Origin of the sequence: Streptomonospora alba, from assembly GCF_000826685.1 — a bacterium.
GTDB classification, from domain to species: Bacteria; Actinomycetota; Actinomycetes; order Streptosporangiales; family Streptosporangiaceae; genus Streptomonospora; species Streptomonospora alba.
This window is the reverse complement of record NZ_JROO01000035.1, coordinates 1-24,714: the sequence shown is the minus strand read 5'-3', so window position 1 is coordinate 24,714 and position 24,714 is coordinate 1. Positions and strand designations below refer to the sequence as shown.

General features: G+C 73.4%; 18 protein-coding genes. 7 read left to right on the top strand and 11 right to left on the bottom strand.

The window, feature by feature from the left end; translation table 11 throughout:
* Nucleotides 1–67 precede the first annotated feature (67 nt).
* Nucleotides 68–1,021 (bottom strand): HpcH/HpaI aldolase/citrate lyase family protein, encoded by a 954-nt coding sequence (locus LP52_RS18345; RefSeq protein ID WP_040275321.1) that lies wholly within the window; start codon nt 1,019–1,021, stop codon nt 68–70.
* A gap of 241 nt (nt 1,022–1,262) precedes the next feature.
* Here LP52_RS18345 and LP52_RS18340 point away from each other — a divergent pair, with 241 nt between their 5' ends.
* The 4 genes from LP52_RS18340 to LP52_RS18325 all read left to right on the top strand — a co-directional run bounded on the left by LP52_RS18340 (nt 1,263) and on the right by LP52_RS18325 (nt 6,952).
* Nucleotides 1,263–3,581, top strand: coding sequence for a molybdopterin-dependent oxidoreductase (locus tag LP52_RS18340; RefSeq protein WP_040275292.1), 2,319 nt, complete (start codon nt 1,263–1,265; stop codon nt 3,579–3,581).
* Nucleotides 3,582–3,820: 239 nt separating this feature from the next.
* Nucleotides 3,821–4,927 (top strand): FecCD family ABC transporter permease, encoded by a 1,107-nt coding sequence (locus tag LP52_RS18335; protein WP_084723315.1) that lies wholly within the window; start codon nt 3,821–3,823, stop codon nt 4,925–4,927.
* A gap of 98 nt (nt 4,928–5,025) precedes the next feature.
* Nucleotides 5,026–6,048 carry a FecCD family ABC transporter permease gene (locus LP52_RS18330; RefSeq protein ID WP_157036388.1) on the top strand — a complete coding sequence of 341 codons (1,023 nt, stop codon included), beginning with the start codon at nt 5,026–5,028 and terminating at the stop codon, nt 6,046–6,048.
* 31 nt (nt 6,049–6,079) lie between these two features.
* On the top strand, nt 6,080–6,952 hold the full coding sequence (locus tag LP52_RS18325) for an ABC transporter ATP-binding protein (RefSeq protein WP_052810008.1): 873 nt from the start codon (nt 6,080–6,082) through the stop codon (nt 6,950–6,952).
* Nucleotides 6,953–7,034: 82 nt separating this feature from the next.
* On the opposite strand, the gene LP52_RS18320 is transcribed toward LP52_RS18325, so the two are convergent.
* The 8 genes from LP52_RS18320 to LP52_RS18285 form a co-directional block, all read right to left on the bottom strand.
* Nucleotides 7,035–9,212 (bottom strand): serine/threonine-protein kinase, encoded by a 2,178-nt coding sequence (locus LP52_RS18320; protein WP_040275290.1) that lies wholly within the window; start codon nt 9,210–9,212, stop codon nt 7,035–7,037.
* Nucleotides 9,213–10,000: 788 nt separating this feature from the next.
* Nucleotides 10,001–10,369 (bottom strand): peptidase inhibitor family I36 protein, encoded by a 369-nt coding sequence (locus tag LP52_RS18315; RefSeq protein WP_040275288.1) that lies wholly within the window; start codon nt 10,367–10,369, stop codon nt 10,001–10,003.
* Nucleotides 10,370–10,827: 458 nt separating this feature from the next.
* On the bottom strand, nt 10,828–11,682 hold the full coding sequence (locus LP52_RS18310) for an SRPBCC family protein (protein ID WP_040275287.1): 855 nt from the start codon (nt 11,680–11,682) through the stop codon (nt 10,828–10,830).
* Between the two features lie 197 nt (nt 11,683–11,879).
* Complete coding sequence (locus LP52_RS18305; protein WP_040275286.1) at nt 11,880–12,731, bottom strand: FAD binding domain-containing protein; 852 nt, start codon at nt 12,729–12,731, stop codon at nt 11,880–11,882.
* Nucleotides 12,728–15,127: a xanthine dehydrogenase family protein molybdopterin-binding subunit gene (locus LP52_RS18300; protein WP_040275285.1), complete on the bottom strand. Its 2,400-nt coding sequence runs from the start codon at nt 15,125–15,127 to the stop codon at nt 12,728–12,730. The genes LP52_RS18305 and LP52_RS18300 overlap by 4 nt, the downstream gene beginning before the upstream one ends.
* Entirely contained in the window at nt 15,124–15,696 is a 573-nt protein-coding gene (locus LP52_RS18295; RefSeq protein ID WP_040275284.1) for a (2Fe-2S)-binding protein, read from the bottom strand. Before LP52_RS18295 ends, LP52_RS18300 begins: the two co-directional genes overlap by 4 nt.
* 193 nt (nt 15,697–15,889) lie before the next feature.
* Complete coding sequence (locus LP52_RS18290) at nt 15,890–16,135, bottom strand: hypothetical protein (RefSeq protein WP_052810007.1); 246 nt, start codon at nt 16,133–16,135, stop codon at nt 15,890–15,892.
* Entirely contained in the window at nt 16,122–17,726 is a 1,605-nt protein-coding gene (locus tag LP52_RS18285) for a PspC domain-containing protein (protein ID WP_238580978.1), read from the bottom strand. The genes LP52_RS18290 and LP52_RS18285 overlap by 14 nt, the downstream gene beginning before the upstream one ends.
* Nucleotides 17,727–18,017: 291 nt before the next feature.
* Here LP52_RS18285 and LP52_RS18280 point away from each other — a divergent pair, with 291 nt between their 5' ends.
* Both LP52_RS18280 and LP52_RS18275 read left to right on the top strand, forming a co-directional pair.
* Nucleotides 18,018–19,262 carry an ATP-binding protein gene (locus LP52_RS18280; RefSeq protein ID WP_040275311.1) on the top strand — a complete coding sequence of 415 codons (1,245 nt, stop codon included), beginning with the start codon at nt 18,018–18,020 and terminating at the stop codon, nt 19,260–19,262.
* Between the two features lie 80 nt (nt 19,263–19,342).
* Entirely contained in the window at nt 19,343–20,014 is a 672-nt protein-coding gene (locus LP52_RS18275) for a response regulator (protein ID WP_040275283.1), read from the top strand.
* Between the two features lie 41 nt (nt 20,015–20,055).
* Here the strand turns inward: LP52_RS18275 and LP52_RS18270 are convergent, their stop codons facing one another.
* Together LP52_RS18270 and LP52_RS18265 are read right to left on the bottom strand one after the other, a co-directional pair.
* Nucleotides 20,056–20,988, bottom strand: coding sequence for a nucleoside hydrolase (locus tag LP52_RS18270; protein ID WP_040275282.1), 933 nt, complete (start codon nt 20,986–20,988; stop codon nt 20,056–20,058).
* A 121-nt stretch (nt 20,989–21,109) separates the two neighbouring features.
* The gene (locus tag LP52_RS18265; protein WP_052810006.1) at nt 21,110–21,823 is read right to left on the bottom strand and encodes a Pr6Pr family membrane protein; all 714 of its coding nucleotides are present in this window, start codon (nt 21,821–21,823) and stop codon (nt 21,110–21,112) included.
* A gap of 156 nt (nt 21,824–21,979) precedes the next feature.
* Here LP52_RS18265 and pcrA point away from each other — a divergent pair, with 156 nt between their 5' ends.
* The gene (gene pcrA, locus LP52_RS18260; RefSeq protein ID WP_040275307.1) at nt 21,980–24,286 is read left to right on the top strand and encodes a DNA helicase PcrA; all 2,307 of its coding nucleotides are present in this window, start codon (nt 21,980–21,982) and stop codon (nt 24,284–24,286) included.
* The last annotated feature ends 428 nt before the right edge of the window (nt 24,287–24,714 follow it).

The following is a 24,714-nucleotide window of genomic DNA, read 5'->3' as shown; positions in this document are numbered from 1 at the left end:
AGAGGCGGCTCTCCGCGCCTCCGAACGAGCGGCGGGCGAGCCCGGGGGCCGCCCGCCGGAGGATCCGTCAGGCCTCGCCTCCGGATTCCGCACTGCGCCGCAGGCCTGCCGCGCGCCCCTTGCCTGCCACCACCAGAGCCATCTTGCGCGAGGCCTCGTCGAGCATCTCCTCGTCCAGCATCACCGCCCCCCGGCGCTCCACCTCCGTGGCGTGCTCGTAGGCGTCCAGGATCCGCTCCGCGTGGTCGTAGTCCGCCTGGCCGGGCGTATAGACGTCGTTGGCCGCCTCGACCTGGAGCGGGTGCAGCACCCACTTGCCGTCGAAGCCGAGTGCGGCGGTGCGCCCGGCCGAGCGGCGGAACGCCTCGACGTCGCGGATCTGCAGGTACGGGCCGTCGATCGCCTGCAGACCGTTGGCGCGCGCGGCCAGGAGAATGCGCATCAGCACGTAGTGGTAGGCGTCGCCGGCGTCGTAGCCGGGCGGCTGCTCGCCGACCACCAGTGTGCGCATGTTGACCGAGGCCATGAAGTCGGCGGGCCCGTAGACCAGGCTCTCCAGCCGCAGCGAGGAGGCCGCGATCTCGTCGGCCCGCAGGGCGCCGCGGGCGTCCTCGATCTGGGCCTCGACGCCGATCCCGCCCGGTTCCAGGCCGTTGGCCGCCTCGATCTGGGTCAGCAGGGTGTCCAGCCAGCGCACGTGGTCGGGCGTGGTGACCTTGGGCAGCACCAGGCCGTCCAGTTCGCCGCCCGCACCCTCCACCACCTCGATCACGTCGCGGTAGGTCCACGGGGTGTCCAGGGCGTTGACCCGCACGGTGCGCACCTTGGCGCCCCATCCGCCGGCGTTGAGCGCGGCCGCGGCGCCCGCGCGCGCCGCCGCCTTCTCGGCGGGGGCGACGGCGTCCTCCAGGTCCAGAAAGACCGCGTCGGCGTCCAGCCCGCGCGCCTTCTCGATGAACCGGCTGTTGGACGCCGGCACCGCCAGAACCGAGCGGCGCGACCGCGATGCGACAGCACTCATGTAGCCCTCCTTCGCCTCCACCGGGCCGGGCGGCACCCGCCGTCCGCCGCCGGACATCCTCGCAAACGTGCGCCGCCGAGTGCGTCCCTGCCTGCGGTTCCGTCGTGAGGCATGCCGCAGCCCCGCAATCGGCCCGCCCCTCCGGACAGAACATAGAGTGCGACTCAGACACCAGTGAGAACGGGGGCCGCGCACGGCGGCGGACACGCGCCGAGGGGCGCCCCGCGGGGAGAAAGGCGCGATGGACCGTCAGGACGAGCACACGACAAGCCATTTCACCAGCTCGCACTGGGGCGCCTACGACGTCCTCGTCTCGGGAGACCGCGTCGTGGACGTGCTCCCGGGACCCGACGAGACCGACCCCTCGCCCATCAGCGCCAACGTCCCCGCGGCCCAGCACCACGCCACCCGGGTGGACGCGCCCGCCGTACGGCGCCGCTGGCTGGAGAACGGCCCCGGCGCCGACAGCCGGCGCGGCTCGCCCGGCGACGAGTACGTCCGGCTCGACTGGGGCGTCCTGCTCGACCTGCTGGCCGCCGAGTTCGACCGGGTGCGCCGCGAACACGGCAACGCGGCCATCTACGGCGGCTCCTACGGCTGGGGCAGCGCCGGGCGGTTCCACCACTCCCAGAGCCAGGTGCACCGCTTCCTCAACACCATCGGCGGCTACACCCGCTCCCGCAACACCTACAGCCACGCCTGCGTCGAAGTGCTGCTGCCCCACGTCGTGGGCCTGGGCGGCACCGCCGACCTGCTTGAGCGCGCCCCCACCTGGGAGGCGGTAGCCGAGCACACCGACCTGGTGGTGAGCTTCGGCGGCCTGCGGCTGTCCAACACCTGGAACGCCTCGGGCGGTCGGGCCCGCCAGACCGCCGCCCAGGGCATGCGCGCCGCCGCCCGCAACGGCGTCCGCACCGTCTCCGTCAGCCCGCTGCGCGACGACACCATCGAGGAGATGGGCGCGCAGTGGCTGCCCGCCGACCCCGGCAGCGACACCGCCGTCCAACTCGCCCTCATCCACACCCTGTTCGAGGAGGGCCTGGCCGACCGCGCCTTCCTCGACCGCTGCACCGTCGGCGCCGACGTGCTGCGCGACTACGTCGCCGGCATCCGCGACGGCGTCGCCAAGACCCCCGAATGGGCCGAGGGCCTGTGCGGCCTGTCCGCCGACACTCTGCGCGGCCTCGCGCGGCGTATGGCCGGCGGCCGCACGCTCGTCAACGTCGGCTGGTCGGTGCAGCGCACCCGGTTCGGCGAGCAGCCGCTGTGGGGCGGCGTCGCCCTGGCCGCCTGCCTGGGCCAGATCGGGCTGCCCGGCGGCGGGTTCGCCACCGGCTACGGCTCCACGGGAAACTACGCCGGCGGATCCACCCCCTCGGGACTGCCGCGCTTCCTGCAGGGCGCCAACCCGGTCGACTCGGCCATCCCCGTCGCCCGCATCGCGGACATGCTGCTGCACCCCGGCGAGTCCTACGACTACAACGGGCGGCGCTGCACCTACCCCGACATCCGCATGGTGGTGTGGTCCGGCGGCAACCCCTTCCACCACCACCAGGACCTCGCGCGGCTCACCCGCGCCTTCGGTCGGCCCGAGACCGTGGTCGTCGCCGAGACCCACTGGACCGCCACCGCCCGCCACGCCGACATCGTGCTTCCCTCCACCACCTCGCTGGAACGCGACGACATCGGTGCCAGCCAAGGCGATCTGCGGGTGCGCGCCATGCCGCGTGCGGTGCCCCCGCACGGCGGCGCCCGCGACGAGTACGACGTCTACGCCGACCTGGCCGAGCGGCTGGGGGTCCGCGCGGAGTTCACCGAGGGCCGCACCTCCGCGCAGTGGCTGCGGCGCATCTACGAGCAGTGGCGCGCCCGGTACACGACGCCGCTGCCCGGCTTCGACGACTTCTGGGCGGCCGGCGGCGTGGACATCCCCGACCGCGTCGAGGACACCACCCTCTTCGGCGACTTCCGAGCCGACCCCGGCGCCCATCCGCTGGGCACGCCGAGCGGCCGCATCGAGCTGTACTCGCACACGATCGACTCCTTCGGCTACGACGACTGCCCCGGTCACCCCGCATGGCTGACCGCGTCCGAGCGGCTGGGCGCCGAGCGGTCGCGCCGGTGGCCGCTGCTGCTGGTCGCCAACCAGCCGCGCGGAAGGCTGCACAGCCAGCACGACATGGGCGCCTACAGCCGCTCGCTGGAGATCGCCGACCGGGCGCGGATGCGCATGCACCCTGAGGACGCGCGGGCGCGCGGCGTCGCCGACGGCGACGTGGTGCGGGTGCACAACGACCGCGGCAGCCTGCTGGCGGGCGTGGAGACCAGCACCGACGTGCGGCCCGACGTCGTCCAGTTGTCCACCGGAGCCTGGTACGACCCCTCTTCGCCCGAGGCCACCTGCGTGCACGGCAACCCCAACGTGCTCACCGCCGACACCGGCTCCTCGGCACTGAGCCAGGGCACCACGGGCCAGCACGTGCTCGTGGAGGTCGAGCGCTACGAGGGCGACCCGCCGCCGGTGCGGGTCTTCGACCCGCCGCGGGTGACCACCCGGTAGTGGCGGGCGGGACCCTCGGCACCGGATCGATCGGGAGGCGGCGGTGAGCGGACCGTAGCGGCCCCGCTGCCGTGCGCACGTGCACCGCAGGGAGACGGCGGTCACTTTCCGGCCCCACTTCCGCCGGAACGGGGGATAGGTTAGCCTCTACTAAGTTCGAGAGGAACAGAAGTCGCCCCCGGAGGAACAGTGCTGCCCCTGCCCGCGCGCCGCACGGCCGCCGCCCCCGGCGGAGCGCGATGAGCCTGGAACGGCCGTCCGCCGGCCCCGTGTTCGGCGAGGACGGCGAGGCCCCCGACTCCGTCGCGGCCGCGACGGAGCTCGACCGCCGCACCGACGCCACAGCGCGCATCCACCTGCTGCGCACCGTCGGCCTTTCGGCCCTGCTCGTGGGACTGGCGGTGTGCGTGCTGGTCAGCATCGCCGTCGGCGCCAAGGCCATCCCGCTGGGCACCGTCGTCGACGCGCTGTTCAACCCGGACGGAAGCTACAACGCCAGCGTCGTGTGGGAGCTGCGCCTGCCGCGCACCGTGCTCGGCATCTTCGTCGGCGCCGCGCTCGGGCTGGCCGGCGCCCTCATGCAGGCCCTCACCCGCAACCCCATCGCCGAACCCGGGATCCTCGGCGTCAACTCTGGCGCCGCCGCCGCGGTCGTCACCGCGATCTTCGTGTTCGGCATGACCGGCGTCGACGCCTACGTCTGGTTCGCCTTCGTCGGCGCCGCGATCGCCGCGGTGCTCGTCTACGCGCTGGGTTCGCGGGGGCGAAGCGGCGCCACCCCGGTGCGCCTCGCCCTCGCCGGCACCGCGATCGCCGCGGTCCTGCAGGGCTTCGTCTACGGGATCACCGTCCTCAACGAGTTCGTCTTCGACCAGATCCGCTTCTGGCAGGTGGGCTCCCTCGTCGGCCGCGACATCGAGATCTTCGTGCGCATCTGGCCGTTTCTGATCGCCGGCATCCTGCTCGCGCTGACGCTGGGGCCCGCGCTGAACGCCGTCGCGCTCGGCGAGGACCTCGCCGCCGCGCTCGGCGCCCGCGTCAACCGCACCCGCGCACTGGTGGCCCTGGCGATCGTGCTGCTGTGCGGGGGAGCCACGGCGGCGGCCGGGCCGATCTGGTTCGTCGGCCTGATCGTGCCCCACCTGGCCCGTACCTTCACCGGCCCCGACCAGCGATGGCTGCTGCCTTACGCGGCCGCGATCGGAGCGGTGCTGCTGACCCTGGCCGATACGGCGGGCCGGGTCATCACCTCCGGCGGCGAGCTGGAGGTCGGCATCGTCACCGCCCTGATCGGCGCACCTGTGTTCATCTACCTCGTGCGGCGGAGAAGGATGGCCCAGCTTTGACTCTCACCCCCGCACGTACCGGTACGGGCTCCGGTACCTCGACCTCAGGCGGCGCCGACGCGCCCGTCGGCCGGCGCCCCGGTCACGCGACACGCACGCTGAGCCTGGCGGGCGGCCGCATCAGCTTCGCCGTACGCCCGCGCGTGGCCGCCGTCTACGGCGGACTGATCGCAGCGACCGCGGTCGTCTTCGCCGTGTCGCTGGCGGTGGGCGAGTACTCCATCCCGCTGCCCCGCGTGCTGTGGGCACTGGCGGGCCAGGGCGAGCGCCTGGACCTGTTCTTCGTCCGCGACGTGCGCCTCCCGCGCGCCTGGGTGGCGGTCCTGGTGGGAGCCGCGCTGGGGATCGCCGGCGGCGTGTTCCAGAGCATCTCGCGCAACCCTCTGGGCAGCCCCGACATCATCGGGTTCACGGGCGGCGCCTCCACCGGGGCCGTCGCCACCATCCTGGTGTTCGGCGGCAGCATGCTGCAGGTCTCGCTCGGCGCCATGGCGGGCGGTATCGCCACCGCGGTGCTGGTCTACCTGCTGGCGTTCAAGCAGGGTGTGCAGGGCTACCGGCTCGTCCTCGTCGGGATCGGCATCAACGCGCTGCTGATGGCGGTGCGCGACTACCTCATCACCCGCGCCGAGCTCACCGAAGCCCTGACCGCCCACATCTGGATGATCGGCAGCCTCAACGGGCGCGGCTGGGGCGAGGTGATCGCGGTGTCGATCGCCGCGGCCGTGCTCATGCCCCTGGTCCTCGCCCTGGGGCCGCGGCTGCGCATGATGGAGATGGGTGAGCAGGCGGCGCTCGCCCTGGGCGTGCCCGTCCAGCGCACCCAGATCACAGCGATGCTCGCCGCCAGCGCGCTGACCGGAGCGGCCATCGCCGTATCCGGCCCCATCGCCTTCATCGCCCTGGCGGCGCCCCAGCTCGTCCGCCGCCTCGCACGCACCCAGGGCACCGCGCTGTTCGGCGCGGCTCTCATGGGGGCGCTGCTGCTGGCGGCCGCCGACCTGGCGGCCCAGCACGCGCTGGCCCCGACGCAGCTTCCGGTGGGCGTGGTCACCGCGGTCATCGGCGGCACCTACCTGGTGTGGGTGCTCTATCGGGAATGGCGCACCGGACATGCCTGATCCCGGCCACGCGACGCACCTAGGAGAGACGATGCCCGAATCGGCCCGGCTGTGGGGAGAGAACCTGACCCTGGCCTACGACCACAGCGTGGTCTCCCGCGACCTCGGCATCACCATCCCGGACAACTCCTTCACGGTGATCGTCGGGCCCAACGCGTGCGGCAAGTCGACCCTGCTGCGCGCCCTCTCGCGGATGCTCAAACCCAGCCACGGCGCCGTGCACCTCGACGGGCGCATGATCGGCTCCTACCCCTCCAAGGAGGTCGCGCGCCGCCTGGGCCTGCTGCCGCAGTCCTCGATCGCGCCCGACGGCATCACCGTCGCCGACCTGGTGGCGCGCGGGCGCTACCCGCACCAGAAGTTCCTCAAGCAGTGGTCGCGGACCGACGAGCAGGTCATCACCGAGGCCATGGACGCCACCGGGATCGTCGACCTCGCCGGGCGCATGGTCGACGAACTGTCGGGCGGGCAGCGCCAGCGCGTCTGGCTGGCCATGGTGCTGGCCCAGCAGACTCCGCTGCTGCTCCTCGACGAGCCCACGACCTACCTGGACATCGCCCACCAGATGGACGTCCTGGACCTGTGCGCCGAGTTGCACCAGGAACGCTCCTACACCCTCGTCGCGGTCCTGCACGACCTCAACCACGCGTGCCGCTACGCCACCCACCTCATCGCGATGAAGGACGGCCAGGTCGTCGCCGAGGGCAGCCCTTCCGACATCATCACCGAGGAGCTGGTGGAGGAGGTCTTCTGCATGCCGGTGCGCGTCATCCCCGACCCGGAGACCGGCACCCCGCTGGTGGTCCCCGTGGACCGCGGCGGGCGCATCGCCCGCCGCGACCGTCCGGGCCCGACCCTGGGCCACACCGACCCCGACGGCGCCGAACAACGCCGGAGCGCATAGGCGCCCTCGGGGCCGAGCGCCCAGCGGTCCCGCACCCTTCAGGACAAGGGCTCACCCGCGCTCGGCGCCGACCGGGCGCGACCTAGTCCATCACCACCAGGTCCACGCGCTCGGGCGATCCGATGCCGCCGCGGTAACAGGCTCCTGCGTCGGCGCTGTAGGCGCGGGTCTGGGCGCTGCCGTCCGGGGCGGGCAGCAGCCGGCACGTCCACTCGCCGACCTCGGCGACGTAGCCCGCCGCCTGCTGCTCGGACTCGGGTATCGCGAGGAAGTCCTGCACGGCCGGCCGGACGTCGCCGCAGTCGATGTCGCCGCTCGTCGGCACCAGGTAGGCGCGCTCCAGGTCGGGAACACCGTCGACCATGCCGCAGATGCGGCTGTCCAGGCCGCCGAACCCGGTGAACTCCCACTCGTGCTCGGTGCCGCCGGCGGTGTACGTCAGCCTCAGGGGCCGCCCATCGGTCCCGGACCACAGGTCGAAGGGTGTGTCGGAGTGCTGCGTACCGTCCGCCGAGACCGTGAAGGTGCCGCTGACGCGCAGCGCGGGCGTGCCGTTCAGGTCGCCCTCGATCCGCTCGTCCACCTGCATGGTGTCCTCCAGGGCCGCGAAGGGCCCCAGCACCGGGGCGCGGGAGTCGCCCCAGGCGGTGTCCTCGTCGGTCGGCGCCTGCACGGCGGTGTACTGGCCTTGGCTGCCGCCGCCGAAGTCCCGGCTGACGACCCCGTCGGACTCCGGCCGGTGGATGCGGGCGGTGCTTCCGGTCGCGGGGTCCTCGGGATCGCCCAGCAGCGTCAGCGACTGGAACAGTGGCGCGCCGTCCGGTGTGGCCAGGACGTACTCCCGGCGCTCCGCCGCGTCGGCGCCGTCGACGTCCTCGACGTCCTCGATCGCGCGGTAGCTCTCACCGGTCCGCAGCGCCTCGGCCGCTTCGGCGACGGTCTCCTCGGCCGAGCCGAAGGAGGACGAGGGCGAGGGCGAGGTGTCGGGGGCGGCGGGATCGCCGGCCAACGCGCCGGCGATGAGGAAGCCTGCCGTGCCGATCGCGATGGCCGCGCTCATGCTCGACGCCGTCACGATCGCCGTCAGCAGCGCTCCGGGCCGTCCGGCGGCCGGAGCGTCGGCCGAGGCGCCCTCTGCCGCCGCGTCCTCCCGCGGCTCCGCGGCGCCGCGGCCGCTGGAGTCCGCGGCGCGGTCGTCGGCGTCGTCCTGCCGGACGGGCGCAGCCGGCTCGGCCGGATCGGCCGGATCGGCGGCCGGGGACGGCTGCGCCGACGCGGCGGGCCAGGCGGCGGGCGCGTGCTGCCGGGCGGCGACGCCGCTCCAGCCCTCCGCGAGGGCGGCGCGCAGCCTGCCGTCCAAGTCGCGCGTGGCGATCTGGGAGGTGTCGTCGGTGGAGGCGTAGGCCACCAGCCCCCGGTAGGCGCTCTCGGCGGTCGGGCGGGCACCGGGCTCGGCGGCGAGGGCCAACGCGATCAGCGGGGCGAGCTCAGTGGGGACGCCGGAGAGGTCGGGGTTCCCCTCACGGGCGCGGCGGCGGACATCCGAGGGGCCGTCGGCGTCGGCGCCCGACCGGAAGGGGTGGCGGCCCGTCGCCGTGTAGGCGACCAGGCAGCCCCAGGAGTAGACGTCGCCGGGCGCGGACGGCGCTGCGCCGTCGGCGGTCTCGGGACCCGCCCACGCGGCCCGCTCGGTGCCCTCGGCCGGTCCCTCGGCCGCCGCCAGGCCCGAGCCTCCAGCGCCGCCGACCGCGTCGAGGCCGAGGATCCGCGGGCCGTCCGGCGCCAGCACGACGTCGTCGGGCGTGATCACGCCGTAGGCGACTCCGGCGAGCTCGGCGGCGGTGAGCGCTTCGGCGGTTCCGGCGGCGAGCGCGATCAAAGCGCCGTCCGACAGCGGTCCGCGGTCCTCGACCCTGGTGCGCAGCGTTTCTCCGAACGGGGGCGCGGTGGCCAGCCAGGGGCGTTCGCCGCCGGTCTCGGCGGCGAGGACGGGCAGCGCGCACACGCCGGCCAGACCGCGCAGGGCCTCGACCCGCCGCGCGAGCACGGAGCCGTCCCCGGAGCCGGCGAGGCGCTCACCGGCCACCCGGACCGCGACGGGGGAGCCGTCGGCGTCGGCCGCGGCGTAGACGACGCCTGCAGCGTCCTCGGCCAGTCGGCCGGCCAGGGAGTAGGGCCCGACCGACGCGGGATCGTCGGCGGCCAGAGGTCGCAGGTGAGGGGGATGGGCCGCGGGGTCGGCCCCGGTCTGCGCGCTCATACTTCGCTTCTTTCTGGTTGCCGGCCGGCGTGCGGCCTGCTGTCGCGGCTTCCGGAACCGCCGGTGGACGGGGAACGGCGGCGGGAGCCGTAATCGGGACGGTGCGGGGCGGCCCGCAGGCGCTCGGCCCTGCGGGGGCGGCGGCGTCGGGCGTCCGCCGGGGAAAGCGGCGCTGCCGCCGACCGGCGCGCTCCTACGTCGGTGTCTGCGCCGGGGCGCGCGGGCGGGGTTCCGCCCCGCCGACGGCGCCGGGGGACAGCGGCTTCCCCGCGAGGCAGGGTATTCGCTGACGCGCCCCTTCGGCGAGGCAGGTGTCGCCAGAGGAGCCGGGCGGGCGCCGGGCCGCTGGACCGCGAACCGGTGCGCGGGGGCGCCCCGCCGGTTCCGATGCGCGGGTCCCGCTTCGCGCACCGGGCCGGCCGAGGGGTACGCGCAACCGTGTCAGGGCACCGGCGTGAACGGGGGCCTCCGCGCACTCCTTCCGTTCGGAGGCGAACCCGCCGCCTGTGCCGCCGCAGCGTCCGTGCCCGCGCCCGAACCCGTCACGGTCGAGAGTCTCGCCGCACCGGGGTCGCCGCCGATACCTACGAACGTGCGGAGCCGCGCCGGTTCCCCGCAGTCCGGCCGCGCGCCCCCGGACCGTCGGTCCAGCCGGACGACGACGCCCCGCTCCGCGGCGCCGAGCCCGACCGCGTAGCACGCCCCGGCGCTCTCGCCGAGCCGCTCCCACCCCCGCCGTAGCGACGCGTCCGCCGGGGCGCTGCGCCCCGGCGGACGAACCGGGGCGGTTACCAGGCGAGGAAGACGCTGACTCCGTCCGGCACGATCATCGGGTCGGACTCCTCCTGGCCGACGGATGCGACGATCTCGCCGGCGCAGCCGCGGTCGGAGTACACGTTGGCGACCGCGGGGATTCCCGGGCTGCCGAAGGTGTTGGTGATCGAGCGGAGGGGCGCCTTGAGATCCACGCATCCGGCGCCGGCCGGCAGCGGGACCGTCTCTCCGGTGTAGCCGTAGCCGGTGTATCCGCAGATGCTGCCGGGGTCGCAGTCCGGCGGAGGCGCGGTCCGGGGGTCGTCCGCGGCGGCGGTGAGCGGAGCGGCCGCGAGAGCCGTGGTGGCGGCTGCGACGGCAGCCGCGCGAGCGATTGCACGCATAGGGGATCGCCTTTCGGGTCGGGCGGCCTCGCGGCCAGCGTCCCCCATGCGCGCGGCGGTGTCGACAGGTTGCCGGATGCCGCATCCGGTCACGGCACCGCCGCTCCGGAGGACGCTCCGCACCGCCTGCCGGACTGCGCCGCCGCAGCGAGGACAGGCCCTCTCCGCAACCGTCCGTGGTGCCCGCCCCGGAGGTCGCCGCGATGGGGCACGCGTGTGAGCAGCGCCGCGAGCCGGCCTGCCGCCGAACGTGGGGGACCGCCGTGCCTGCACGGCGCACCCCTGCTCGTCGGCGAAGGAAAGGTCGTCGACGTGTCTGAGGCGGGTGGTGGTGGGCTGTCGAAGGCGCGGCGAGCGCTGGGCGGCACGCAGGCACACGCGCTACGCGCCCACCGCCCCTCGCCGCAGCCCCGCTCGTGTCCCGCCCCCGCGTTGCCGGAGGGCTCCCAGACGGGGGACTACGCCCTGCGTGCCCTCCTGCGCCTGCGCAGCCAGGAGAAGACGATCGCGAGCAGCGCCACGGCCCCGACCGCCGGCAGGATGCGCTTGAGGACGGGCAGGCCGACCGTCGACATCAGGTCGATGCTGTCGTCGCGGGGCCGCAGCCCCGGGGCGTCTTCACGGGCGTTCCCGCTCGGCCGCGAACCCCCGCGGGAGCCGGACGGCGCCCCGCTCTGCTCGCCGCCGCGCTCGCCCGCCTGCCGGGGCTCGCCGGCCTGCGGGGGCACGACCCCGTTGGCGGACGTGCCCGCATCGGCGGTGCCGCCCGACGATGCGGCGGAGGAGCCCGCCGAAGCGCCGGAGCCGTCGCCGCCGCGGGCCGCGGCGGCCCCGCCGCCCGCTCCCACCTGCTCGTGTTCGCGCCCTTGCAGCTCCGCGGCGAGGTTCTCGGCGAACCGGTCCACCAGTTTGGCACTGACGTCGGCCATCACGCCGCGCCCGAACTGGGCGACGCGGCCGGTGACGGTGAAGTCGGTGTCGACGGTCACCTCCGTCGTGGAGTCGTCCTGCTCGCGCAGGCGGGCTGTCACCGTGGCCGACGCGGTGCCGGACCCGCGGGCCTCCTTGCCGCCCGCGTGCAGTTCGACCCTGCGCTCGTCGGCGTTGACCTCGGTGAAATGCGCCTCGCCCCGGTACGTCACGGTGATCGGGCCGACCTTCACCCGGACCTTGCCCGTGAACGAGTCGCCCTCCGCCGATTCGAGCGTCGCCCCCGGCATGCAGGGCGCGACCCGCTCGACGTCCATCAGCACGTCCCAGGCCTGGTCCACAGGCACCGGAACCGTGAACCGGTTGTTCAACCGCGTACTCATTCGCAGCGCCGCCTTCCTGCCGCGTTCGGCGTCATCGGCTCCGGTCCTCCATCTGCCCCGTGTGCGGGCGCCTCGAACCCAATCCGTTACTACCCAGCAGGCGGGCGTCCACCCGCCGTTACCAGCGAAGAGCGGGTCGGCCGCATCCGCAGCCGACCCGCCTCAGCCATCGGTCGGGCCGCCCGCCCGACCCTGCGTCAGAGCCCCGCCGCCGCGGCCAGCGCCCTGCCGGTCAAAACGCGGGCCAAGTGCCGCCGGTAGTCGGCCTGCGCACTGAGGTCGTTGGGCGGATCGGTGCCCGCGTCGGCCGACTGGGCGGCCTCCCGCAGCGCATCGGTCCGCGCCGGGACGCCCCGGCAGGCCTCCTCGACCTGACGGGCGCGGATCGGCGTGCTGCCCATGTTGGTCAGGCCCACGCGCGCCTCGGCGACGCTTCCGTCGTCGCGCCGGACCGCCGCCGCGACGCCCACGATCGCCCAGGCCTGAGCGGTCTGGGAGAACTTCTTGTAGTGGAAGGACCAGCCGGTCAGCTTCGGGAAGCGCACCGCCGTCAGCACGTCGCCGATGTCCAGCACCGTCGTCAGATAGTCCTGGAAGAACTCCGACGCGGGAACCGCGCGGTCCCCGTCCTCGCCGCTGACCAGGAACTCCGCGTCCAGCGCCAGCGCGACGGCGGGCAGATCGCCCGCCGGGTCGGCGTGGGCCAGCGACCCGCCGAGCGTGCCGCGGTGGCGTACCGCCGGATCGGCGACCGTGTGCGTGGCCTGCGCCAGCAGCGGGCAGTGCGCCGCCACCAGCGGGTCGTGTATGACCTCGTCGTGCGTGGTCATGGCACCGATCCGGAGCCACTCGCCCTCGTCGGCGACGCCCCGGAGCTCCGTGAGCCCGCCGAGGTCGACCACCACGTCGGGATAGGCCAACCGGAACCGCAGCAGCGGCGTCAGGCTCTGCCCGCCCGCCATCACCTTGGGCTCCTCGCTTTCGGCGAGCACCCGCACCGCCTCGGCGACGTCGCCGGGGCGCACATAGTCGAACTGTGCCGGGATCATCGCTGTCCTCCCTCGCTCCGGCCGGCCTCGCGCGCTTCGGCGACGGCCCGCCACACCCGCTGGGGTGTGCACGGCATCCGCATGTCCCGCACACCGAAGGGCCGAAGCGCGTCGACGACCGCGCCCACCACCGCAGGAGTGGAGGCGATCGTGCCGGCCTCGCCGACCCCCTTGGCCCCCAGCGGATTGGTGGTCGCCGGGGTGGTGGTGCGGTCGAGCGTGAAGTCCGGCAGGTCGGCCGCCGTCGGCACCGTGTAATCGGCCATCGTCGACGTCACCAGGTTGCCGTCGGTGTCGTACACGGCCTCCTCGAACAGGGCCTGCGCGATGCCCTGCGCAAGTCCGCCATGCACCTGCCCGTCCACGATCGACGGGTTGATCACCGTGCCCACGTCGTCGACCGCCGTATAGGAGCGCAGGGACACCTGGCCGGTCTCGGTGTCGACCTCGACCGCGCACAGGTGGGTGCCGTGCGGATACGAGAAGTTCTCCGGATCGAACGTGGCGTCGGCGTCCAGCGACGCCTCCGCGCCCTCGGGCAGGTCGTGCGCAGCGAACGCCGCGAGCGCGACCTCCTGCAGGCTCGTGGAGGGCCGCTCGGTGCCGCGCACGGTGAAGCGCCCGTCGGAGAACTCCAGGTCGTCCTCGTTGGCCTCCATCATGTGCGCCGCCAGCCGGCGCGCCTTGTCCAGCACCCGGTCACAGGCCTGGACCACCGCGGTTCCGCCCACCACAAGCGAGCGCGACCCGTAGGTGTCCATGCCCTTGGGCGCGACACGGGTGTCGCCGTGCAGTACCTCCACGTCCTCGAAGGGCACCCCGAGCTGGTCGGCGACGATCTGGCTCCAGGACGTGACGTGGCCCTGCCCGTGCGGCGACGTGCCCGTGACGACCTCGACCTTGCCCGTGGGCAGCATCCGCACCGCGGCGTTCTCCCAGCCGCCGGCGCCGTAGGACAGCTGCCCCAGGACGCGTGAGGGCGCCAGCCCGCACATCTCCGTGTAGGTCGAGATGCCGATGCCCAGCTGTACCGGGTCGCCGCTCTCGCGGCGCCGGCGCTGCTCGGCGCGCAGCCCGTCGTAGTCGAACAGCTCCACCGCCCGGTCGGTGGCCGCCTCGTAGTTGCCGGAGTCGTAGGTCAACCCGGCGATGCCGGTGTACGGGAACTCGTCGTGCGTGATCCAGTTGCGCCGCCGCAGCTCCATCGGGTCCATCCCGATCTCGTCGGCGAGCTCGGTGACGATCCGCTCGATCGCGTAGGTCGCCTCGGGGCGGCCCGCGCCCCGGTAGGCGTCGGTGGGCATCTTGGTGGTGAACACCCCGGTGCAGTGGAACGAGTAGGCGTCCATCTTGTAGATGCCGGGGAACATGAACGCGCCCAGGATCGGCACGCCCGGCGTCACCAGCATCATGTAGGCGCCCATGTCGGCCAGCAGGTCCACCTTGAGCCCGCGGATGCGGCCGTCGGAATCGGCGGCGATCGACACGTCCTGGATCTGGTCGCGCCCGTGGTGGGTGGTCTGGAAGCCCTCGGTACGGGTTTCGGTCCACTTCACGGGCTTGCGCAGCCGCCGCGCCAGCAGCAGCGCCAGCACCTCCTCCGCGGTCACCTGCAGCTTCGACCCGAACCCGCCGCCCACATCCGGGGCGATGACGCGGATCTTGTGCTCGGGGATGCCGGTGGTCATGGCCAGCATCAGCCGCACGATGTGCGGCACCTGGGTGGCCGACCACAGCGTGAAGGCGTCGCCGTCGGGACGGCACACCACCGACCGGGGCTCCATCGCCGCGGGGATCAGCCGCTGCTGGTGGTAGCGGCGGGTCAGGACGATGTCGGCGCCCTCGAACGCGGAGTCGACGTCGCCCACGGCCATCGGCCACTCGAAGGCCTTGTTGCTCCCCTGGCCCTGGCCCGAGCCCTCATGGACCAGCGGGGTGTCCTCGGCCAGCGCCGATTCCATGTCGATCACGGCGGGCAGCGGCTCGAACTCGACGTCGAGCGCCTCCAGCGCGTCGGCGGCCGAGTAAGCGTCGCGCGCCACCACGCACGCCACGGCCTCGCCGACGTAGCGGACCTCGTCCACGGCCATCGGCGGGTGGGCGGGCAGCAGCATGTCCTCGGTGACCGGCCACGCGCACGGCAGGCTGCCCTGCTCGTCGGCGAAGTCGGCCCCGCTGTACGCCGCCACCACCCCGGGCTGCTGCATCGCCGCCGACGTGTCCACGGACGTGATGCGGGCATGGGCGTGCGGGCTGCGCAGGAACGCCACGTGCAGCATGCCCGTCTGCTGGATGTTGTCGGTCCACTCGGTCTGCCCGGTGATCAGCCGGGCGTCCTCCTTGCGCAGGCGCGGGCTGCCGACCTGGTCGGTGCCCGACTCCGGTGCCATGGTCATGACGAAGCACCCCCGCTCGCGGCTTGCGGCGCCGGTTCCTGCTCGCGGACCACCTGTTGCGGGACGTCGGTGGTGCGCGACTCGGACTCGGGCGCCGCGGTCGTCGCCCGCATTACGGCGGCGGCCTCGCGCACCGCACGCACGATGTTGACGTAGCCGGTGCACCGGCACATGTTGCCTTCGAGACCCTCGCGGATCTCTTCGTCGCTCGGATCGGGGTTGTCGCGCAGCAGGTCCAGTGCCGCCATCATCATCCCCGGCGTGCAGTAGCCGCACTGCAGGGCGTGTGTCTCGTGGAAGGCCCGCTGGATCGGGTGCAGGTCGCCGTCGGCGGCCAGCGCCTCGACGGTGGTGATGTCATGGCCGTCGGCCTGGCAGGCGAGGACCGAACAGCTCTTCACGGACTGCCCGTCCATCAGGACCGTGCAGGCGCCGCAGTTGGTGGTGTCGCACCCGACAGGGGTGCCGACCTTGCCCAGTTGCTCACGTAGGTAGTGGACGAGGAGCCGGCGCGCTTCGACCTGATCGTCGTAGCTGACGCCGTCGACGGTTACGCGGATGTGTGGCATGGGGCCAAGACCTCCTCAAGTAGTGGCCACCTCAGTACTACTGGTCGTGGGAGGTCCGACCACGGTAAAACACGGGGTCGAGGCTATCCAGGCCCCTTATCGCAACTTCTTGTTCAAAGGAGGCGGGACCGCCCGCTCGCCCCGGGCCCGCCCTCCGGGCCCCCTCGCCCCCGGCGTGTCGCCGGCCGAAGGCTCAGTGGTCGGACCCGGGGCCGGAGCCGGGCGCGGCGTCGGGTCCCTCGGGGAGCCTCCGGCGGTCGCGCGAGGCCGCCAGCGCTCGGGCGATCCCGGCCACACCCAGGCCCACCGCCAGCACCGGCACCGTCCACACCGCGTCCAGCCCCCAGCGCGACGGGCCGGCGACGATGAAGCCCGCCCCCAGCGCGATGAACAGCATCCCCGCGATGAGCGATCCCCAGTCCGTCCTACGACGCCGCACGCCGCACCTCCATGTCGCCGATGCGGGAGACCAGCTTCACGACGAGCGTGGGCGGGTCGCCGTCCGCGGTGTCGCCGTCCGCGGGCCGCTGCCGCCCGCCGTCCGGCTCCGGGCCCCCGCCCCGGCCGCCGTCCTGGCGCCCGCCGCTGCGGGCCGCGGCCGCCCCGGCCTCCTCCGGCTCCAGGGTGCGGCTCATGTCCAGCCCTGTTCCCCACTGCATCGCGTCGTCGATGCGGATCTCCCCCAACGTCGCGCGGCCGCGCACGAGCACGCGGGAGTCGGGAGGCACCAGCACGGTCAGCGCGCCGAAGCCCACCTCGGCGCCGACCTCCACCCGCTGCCCCGGCTCCAGCGGCATCCGCGTGAGGTCGAGCCGCGCCTGGCCTCCGGCCAGCTCGTAGGTGCGCTCGGCGGCCGGGACGGAGGTGGGGCGCCAGACCTTCGAGCCCAGGTGCAGGCTCGTCAGGTCGACCGCCGCCGAGGCCACCAGCAGCACGACGGCCACGGTCCCGGCGGCGATCAGCCCGCGCGGGTCGCCCAGCCACGTCCCGACCACGGCGGCGATCCCGATCATCACGACGACGCTCCCGAAGAACAGGGGACCGGTGCTCGGCCCGAACAGAGCGGTCAGCGGCGGTGCCGAGGTGGCGACGATCGTGATCGCGGCCGCCGCCGCGACCGCCCACCCCACGATGCCGAGCAGGCGTACCCCGCGCGGCCGGCACCGATCCCGCATGCGCTTGCGCCCGGAGTACCCCGATGCGGTGGCGCCTCCCTCGGGGCCGTCGCCGTCCGTACGGTCCATGCCGTCCCCGGCCCCAGCGCCGTCGGGGGCGTCCGTGCCCTCCGCCTCCCGGGAGCCGCCGGCCTCGCCGGCGTCCTGCGTGCTCCGCGCCGCGGAGTCCGCGCCGCCGGTGCGCTCGGGGGCGGCCACCACAGCCAGGTCCACCGGGCCGGGGGGCGCTTGCGCCCACGGCTGTGCGGGGTTGTAGTAGGCGGGTTTGGGACCGGGCTCGGGCGTGGTCGGCGGCGGTTCGTCCGACTTCAGCAGCCCCGGCAGCTCGCGGTAGGTCCGGCGCAGGTCGACGCCGCGGTTGTGGGCCACCAGGGTCCCCAGGATCAGCGGAGTCGCCAGCATCAGCGTCCCCCAGCCCACACCGCCGATCAGGCTCAGCGCCACCGCCGCGGCCAGCCCCAGCCCGAGCAGCGCCGGCACCGCCCGATCGGCGATGCGCCGGTTCAGCAGCTGCTCGAACATCGCCGGGCCGCGCCCGGCGTCGCGCATGGCCATCCACGCGCCGACATACAGCAGCACACCGGTGAAGCCCGCGAGGCCCGTGACGGCGAAGCTCATCCGCCACACGATGGGGTCGATGCCGGTGTAGGCGCCGAGCCCGGCGCACACGCCGGTGACCAGGCCGCGCTCGTTGTCCCTGACCAGCTCCGGGCCCCCCGCCTCGCCGGCGGCGCTGGAGGACTGCGGCGGAGAGGACCCGGGCGGCGCCCCCGGCGCAACACCGTCCGCCGCCGCGGCCCCCTGCTCGCCGGGACCGCGCGCGGCGTCGTCCGCTCCGGGCCCGTTCTCGTTCAACGCTCTCGTTCCACCCTCGACCGACGGATCTGCCGCATGCTTCCATCCTGCCCCGTAACGTGCGCCGGAGCCCATCGGGAACGACCCTGACGCCACCCTGAGAGGCGCCGCCCGGAGTCCCGGGGCGGGTCCCTGATGCCCCGCCGCCCGTCGCCGGGGCATCCTGGGTGCACGGGCGCGCCGGGGCGTCCCGCCGCGAGCGGGACGCCCGGCACCGCCCGCCCGCGCGCCCGTACGCGGCGCGCGGAGTGGCAGGTCGTAGGGGAAGGCACGGAGACGGTGACCGAATCGGTGAGCCGACAGCCCCAGACGCCGCCGCTGGTGCGCCCGCGCGAGGGGCGCCTGGTCGCCGGCGTGGGCGCAGGGCTGGCCCGGCATCTGGGCATCGACGCGGTCGTGACCCGGCTTGCGTTGCTGGCCCTGTGCTTCGGTGGGATCGGGATCGCCGTCTACATCGTCCTCGCGCTGTTCGTCCCGGTGGACGACGAGACGGACGAGACGCTGGAGACCGCGGGGACCGGCGAGGACGCCTCGACCGAATCCACCGAGGACGCGGCCAAGCGCAAGGGCCGCGACATCAGCCAGCTGCTGGCCTACTGCGCCCTGGCCGGCGGATTGGGCATGCTCGCGCTGCTCTTCGGCGGCTGGTTCGAGCCGGTGCTGTGGTTCATCATCTTCGGCGCGCTCGGCGCCACCATCCTCTGGCAGCAGGCCAACCCGGCGCTGCGCGAGGAGTGGATGTCCACCTCGGTGCTGGGCCAGAGCAGTAAGAGCTGGGCACGTTCGGGCGCTGGCGTCCTGCTCGTCGTCATCGGCGCCATCGGCTTCCTCGCCTTCCAGCAGCAGCTGAACGAAGCCCGCGCCGGGCTCACCTTCGCCGCCACGATCCTCGCCGGGATCAGCCTGATCGCCGCGCCGTGGATCGTGGGACTGGTGCGCGAGCGCGACAGGGAGCGCCGCGAGCGCATCCGCAGCCAGGAGCGCGCCGAGCTTGCCGCGCACATCCACGACTCCGTGCTGCACACCCTCACCCTCATCCAGCGTCAGGCCGAGGACCCCCGCGAGGTCCAGCGGCTGGCGCGGGTGCAGGAGCGCGCCCTGCGCAGCTGGCTCTACCAGCGGCCCGCCGACGCCGAAACCACGGTCAAACCCGGTCTGGAGAGGGTGGCCGCCGAGGTCGAGGAGGCCCACGGCGTGCCCATCGAGGTCGTGTGCGTCGGCGACTGCCCCATCGACGACGGCGTCCACGCCGAGCTGCGGGCGGCACGCGAGGCCATGGTCAACGCCTCGAAGTACGCCGGCAGCGACTCCATCTCGGTCTTCGGCGAGGTCGATCCCGAGGAGGTGCTCGTCTTCGTCCGCGACCGCGGCACCGGTTTCGACCTCGACGCCGTTCCCGAGGACCGCATGGGCGTGCGCGGCTCCATCCTGGGCCGCATGGAACGCCACGGCGGCAGTGCCCGCATCCGCACCGCTCCGGGAGAAGGGACGGAGGTCCAGCTGCGGATGCCCCGCGACACGGAATCCGCCGCGTGAGGACCGGCGAGGTGCGCACCGCTTGGCCGGACCCGGGCACGCGGGCCTGCGCCGGGGCCCCTGTGGGTAGAGTCTGTGCTGTGGACGACGAGAACACGACCTTCGCCGAGAGCGGCGCGGCGCCCCGCGTCGTGATCGTTGACGACCACCGGCTCTTCCGCAGCGGCGTCCGCGGCGAGCTTGGCGACGCCGTGGACGTCATCGGCGAGGCCGGAGACGTCGACAGCGCGGTCCGGGTCATCGCCGAGAAGCAGCCCGACCTGGTCCTGCTGGACGTCCACCTGCCCGGCGGGGGCGGCAGCGAGGTCCTGCGCCGCGTCCTGCCCAACCAGCCCGAGGTCACGTTCCTCGCGCTGTCGGTCTCCGACGCCGCCGAGGACGTCATCGGGGTCGTGCGCGGCGGCGCCCGCGGCTACGTCACCAAGACCATCTCCGGCCGAGAGCTGGCCGACGCCGTCGTCCGCGTCGCCGACGGCGACGCCGTGTTCTCCCCGCGCCTGGCCGGGTTCGTGCTGGACGCGTTCTCCGCCACCGACGCCCCGCCCATGGACCCCGAGCTCGACCGCCTCACCCAGCGCGAGCGCGAGGTGCTGCGGCTCATCGCCCGCGGCTACGCCTACAAGGAGGCCGCCAAGGAGCTGTTCATCTCGGTGAAGACGGTCGAGACCCACGTCTCCTCGGTGCTGCGCAAGCTCCAGCTGTCCAACCGCCACGAACTGAGCCGCTGGGCCACCGCGCGCAAGCTGGTGTGAGCCCGCGCCGGTTCGGCCCGCGGCTTCCCGCGGCTTCGCGCTCAGCGCAGCGCGTCGGTCATGCGCTTGAAGAACGCCTCGCCGTCGACGTCGCCCACCAGGGTCACCGCCGGGCGCTCGTCGTCGGAGGCGCGGTTGGGGCGCAGGTCGGCGATGGTCTGCCCGCGCGTGTGCGCGCCCTGCAGCTCCACCCGCACCGGCACCTCGTCGGCCTCGGCCACCAGGTCGGGGTCCAGCAGCACCGCCGCCGCCAGCGGGTCGTGCATCGCGCACTGGCGGATGCCGAACACCCGCGAGTACCAGTCGGTGTAGAAACCCAGGAACGCCGCTGTGGTCTGCGCGCGCCGACCCTCGATCCGGTCCAGGCCCTCCAGCCACGCGCCCGTGGCGACCGTGCGCATGGTGACGTCCAGCGCGACCAGCGTCGTGTCGAAACCGGCCCCCAGTACCGCCTCTGCGGCCTCGGGGTCGGCGGCCACGTTGGCCTCGGCCCAGGGGGTGATGTTGCCGGGCCGACGCACGGCCCCGCCCATGATCACCACGCGCCCCAACAACTCGGGCAGCCGCGGCTCGATGCTCAGCGCCAGCGCCAGGTTGGTCAGCGGGCCCAGCGCGAGCACGTCGATCTCTCCGGGGGCCGACCGGGCGCTGCGGACCAGCATCTCGGCCGCCGAGTACTCCACCGGCGCGGCCGCGGGCTCGGGCAGTTCGACCTCGCCCAGCCCGTTCTCGCCGTGGACGTTCTTGGCCGCGCGCGCGGGCTGGGCCAGCGCGCGCCCCGCGCCGCGTGCCACGGGAACCTGCGGGCGACCGTAGAGCTCCAGCAGTCGCAGCGCGTTGGCGGTGGTCGCCGGCACGTAGTTGTTGCCGAACACCGAGCCCACGCCGACCAGTTCGACCTCGGGTGAAGCCGTCAGATAGGCGAGCGCCAGAGCGTCGTCGATCCCCGGATCGCAGTCGACGTAGATTCGCACCCGTGAAAACCCCTCGTGCCGCGTGTCGCGCCGTGTCCGGCAGGGGCTGAGCGGGCCCGCGCCGGATCAGGCATTGCAGGGACAAGCCTAGACAACTCAGGCGGCCGGTGCCGCGTGGCGGTCAGGGGACCGGCGAACCCGCCGGCTCCGCGGCGGTGCCCGACGCGGCACGCTCGCCGCGCACCCGCGCCAGCAGGCGCTCCGGCGCGGGCGCCCCGAGCAGCCGGTCGGCCGCCACCAGCACCAGGCCCAGCGCCAGGAACGCGGCGCCGTAGCCCAGCAGGCTGCGGAGCAGTCCGCCGTAGCCCAGTACCGACACGTCGACGAAGAAGTAGGGGTAACCCGCCAGCGGGAACAGGGCACCGCGCACCGTGGTGAACACGGCGTAGGCCAGCGGGTAGAGCAGCCACGCGGCCGCGTGGAACCAGCGCAGCCGGCGGTGGCGGTCGAACAGCACGAAGTCCGCAGCTGCCATGACCGGCGCCACGGTGTGCAGCAGGTCGCTGGAGTCCACGACCCACCACGGCTCGCCGGCCAACTCGCCGGCGCCGGCCGGCGGAACCTGCGTGGGCCCGTCGGACAGCACGAAGTTGAAGACCAGCCCGGTGATCAGGATGTAGAGCGTCGCGGCGCCTTTGAGGCCGCCGGGCAGGCCCTCCCGACCGCGCCAGACCGCCCACGCGGCGAACGCGAAGCACACCGCCAGCAGGCAGTTGCTCTGGATCGTGAAGTAGACGAACGGATGCAGCGCCTCGTCCCGCACCACCTCCATCGCGACACCGCTCACCGCCACCACCGCCACGAGGGCCCGGTAGAACCCCACGACCACCGGCATCGACACGCCTCCTTCCCCGGCGATCGACGCTACCGCTCTCAGGTGAAGCCGGGGTCCGGGCCCGGCGGCCGCGGCGGAACGGGGGTGGCGGAGGCGCACGGCCGCGGGCGGCCGAAGCGGATACGCCCGCACGCCGGTCCCCGTAACCTGGAGGGCGTGTCGTCCTCCCAAGAACAGCTCCTCGAAGGCCTGAACGCCCCGCAGCGCGAAGCCGTCGCCCACGCCGGCGGCCCGCTGCTGATCGTCGCCGGTGCGGGCTCCGGCAAGACGCGGGTGCTCACGCACCGCATCGCCTACCTCCTCGCCGAACGCGGCGCGCGTCCGAGCGAGGTGCTCGCGATCACCTTCACCAACAAGGCGGCCGCCGAGATGAAGGAGCGCATCGAGGCGCTGCTGGGCGGCCGGGTCGCGAGCGCCATGTGGGTGATGACGTTCCACTCCGCGTGCGTGCGCATTCTGCGCCGCGAGGCGGGGCGGCTGGGCTACCCCAGCGGGTTCACCATCTACGACGCCGCCGACTCCCGGCGGCTGATGCAGCTGGTGTGCAAGGAGCTGGATCTCGACCCCAAGCGCTTCCCGCCCAAGTCCTTCTCGTCTCAGGTGTCCAATCTCAAGAACGAGCTGGTCGACTACGACACCTTCGCCGAGCAGGCGCAGAGTGAGCAGGAGAAGAAGCTCGCCGAGGCCTACGCGCTGTACCAGCAGCGCCTGCACGAGGCCGGCGCGATGGACTTCGACGATCTGATCATGGTCGCCGTCAACCTGCTGCAGATGTTCCCCGACGTCGCCGAGCACTACCGGCGGCGGTTCCGCCACGTCCTGGTCGACGAGTACCAGGACACCAACCACGCCCAGTACGAGCTGGTGCGGCGGCTGGTGGGCGAGGACACCCCGGACGCGGTCGTCCCCGCCTCCGAGCTGTGCGTGGTGGGCGACGCCGACCAGTCGATCTACGCGTTCCGCGGCGCCACCATCCGCAACATCCTGGAGTTCGAGCGCGACTACCCGCAGGCCCGGACCATCCTGCTGGAGCAGAACTACCGCTCGACGCAGAACATCCTCACCGCGGCCAACGCGGTGATCCAGCGCAATCCCGACCGCCCTGCCAAGAACCTGTGGTCCGAGCAGCGGGTGGGCCCGGCGATCACGGGCTACGTCGCCGACAACGAGCACGACGAGGCGGCGTTCGTCGTCCAGGAGATCGACAGGCTGACCGACGAGGGCCGGTGCACGCCGGGCGAGGTGGCGGTCTTCTACCGGACCAACGCCCAGTCCCGCGTCTTCGAGGACGTGTTCATCCGCACGGGGCTGCCCTACAAGATCGTCGGCGGGGTGCGGTTCTACGAACGCAAGGAGATCCGCGACGTCCTGGCCTACCTGCGGGTGCTGGCCAACCCCGAGGACACGGTCAGCCTGCGACGCATCCTCAACGTGCCCAAGCGGGGCATCGGCGACCGCGCCGAGGAGACCGTCGAACTGTTCGCGGCGCGGGAGCGGACGTCGTTCGCGCGTGCGCTGCGGCGCGCAGACGAGATCGGGATGGCGAAGCGCTCGCTGAACGCCGTGCGGGACTTCGTCGCGCTGCTGGAGGAGCTGGAGGGCATCGCCGCGGAGCGCTCGCCGTCGGAGGTGGTCGAGGCGGTGCTGGAGCGCACCGGCTATCTCTCCGAGCTCGCCAACTCCAAGGACCTGCAAGACGAGAGCCGGGCGGAGAACCTGGAGGAGTTCGTCGAGGTCGCCCGTGAGTTCGAGAGCAACTTCACCGGGCCGCTCTACGAGGAGGAGCCGGGAGCGTCGGACGGCGCCGAGGACGGCGGGGAGGCCGCGGAGGAGGCGCCTGCCGTCGCTCCCGAGCCGACGCTGGTGGACTTCCTTGAGCAGGTGTCGCTCGTGGCCGACACCGACCAGATCCCCGACGCCGACGAGTCCGGAGGCGTCGTCACGCTGATGACCCTGCACGCGGCCAAGGGGCTCGAGTTCCCCGTCGTGTTCCTGACCGGCATGGAGGACGGCGTCTTCCCGCACATGCGCACGCTCGGCGAAAAGGCCGAACTGGAGGAGGAGCGCCGCCTGGCCTATGTGGGAATCACCCGGGCCCAGGAGCGGTTGTATCTGTCGCGTGCGGCGGTGCGCAGCGCATGGGGTTCCCCCTCGTTCAATCCGCCGTCGCGGTTCCTCGACGAGGTTCCGGCCGAGCTGGTCGAGTGGCGCCGCGCGGAGTCGTCGCTGGCGTCGGCGGCCCAGCCGCGCGGCCGGACGCCGTCTCCGGCGCCGTCCCGCAAGGCCAAGAACGAGGTCCCCTCGCTCACTCCGGGCGACAAGGTCAACCACGACCAGTTCGGCATGGGCGAGGTCCTGCTCGTCGACGGAGCAGGCGACAAGACCAAGGCCCGCATCGACTTCGGCGCCGACATCGGCGAGAAGGACTTCCTGGTGAAGTTCGCGCCGATCGAGAGGCTGTGAGTGTGCGGGTCCACGGCGGTCTGAGGCGCCGGCGCGATGCCGCGGGCATCCGCTGCGTGTACCAGGCACCGCTTGAGGGTCTGTAGGATGGAGGCACCGACGGAACGAACGCGGAGTGAACTCGGCGGGCGGGTCGGTGCCCCTCTCGATTCGACCGGAACGGTCACGAGCACTCGTGGCAGCCGGTAGAGTGGAGAACAGCTCGGCAGGAGCGCGTCCCGGAAGGGAAAGCGCGGCGGAGCGAAATCGCGGAGTTCGCCTCGGTTCGGAATTCTTGCTAGAGTTCAGAAGCGAGGTCGCGCTCTGCGGCCGAAAACATGAAGCGGAAAGCGCGGACAAGATTTCGTGGCTTTCCGTGGGGAGATTCCGTCTCTTGGGAAGAGCCTGGGCGGGCCCGCTTTCGTAGTGGGCCGGGGCTTGTACCGGAT

Bases quoted from the DNA above. Each gene is read 5' to 3' on its own strand.
- LP52_RS18345 (WP_040275321.1), bottom strand. From the start codon at position 1,021: ATGAGTGCTGTCGCATCGCGGTCGCGCCGCTCGGTTCTGGCGGTGCCG.
- LP52_RS18340 (WP_040275292.1), top strand. From the start codon at position 1,263: ATGGACCGTCAGGACGAGCACACGACAAGCCATTTCACCAGCTCGCAC.
- LP52_RS18335 (WP_084723315.1), top strand. From the start codon at position 3,821: ATGAGCCTGGAACGGCCGTCCGCCGGCCCCGTGTTCGGCGAGGACGGC.
- LP52_RS18325 (WP_052810008.1), top strand. From the start codon at position 6,080: ATGCCCGAATCGGCCCGGCTGTGGGGAGAGAACCTGACCCTGGCCTAC.
- LP52_RS18320 (WP_040275290.1), bottom strand. From the start codon at position 9,212: ATGAGCGCGCAGACCGGGGCCGACCCCGCGGCCCATCCCCCTCACCTG.
- LP52_RS18315 (WP_040275288.1), bottom strand. From the start codon at position 10,369: ATGCGTGCAATCGCTCGCGCGGCTGCCGTCGCAGCCGCCACCACGGCT.
- LP52_RS18310 (WP_040275287.1), bottom strand. From the start codon at position 11,682: ATGAGTACGCGGTTGAACAACCGGTTCACGGTTCCGGTGCCTGTGGAC.
- LP52_RS18305 (WP_040275286.1), bottom strand. From the start codon at position 12,731: ATGATCCCGGCACAGTTCGACTATGTGCGCCCCGGCGACGTCGCCGAG.
- LP52_RS18300 (WP_040275285.1), bottom strand. From the start codon at position 15,127: ATGACCATGGCACCGGAGTCGGGCACCGACCAGGTCGGCAGCCCGCGC.
- LP52_RS18295 (WP_040275284.1), bottom strand. From the start codon at position 15,696: ATGCCACACATCCGCGTAACCGTCGACGGCGTCAGCTACGACGATCAG.
- LP52_RS18265 (WP_052810006.1), bottom strand. From the start codon at position 21,823: ATGCCGGTGGTCGTGGGGTTCTACCGGGCCCTCGTGGCGGTGGTGGCG.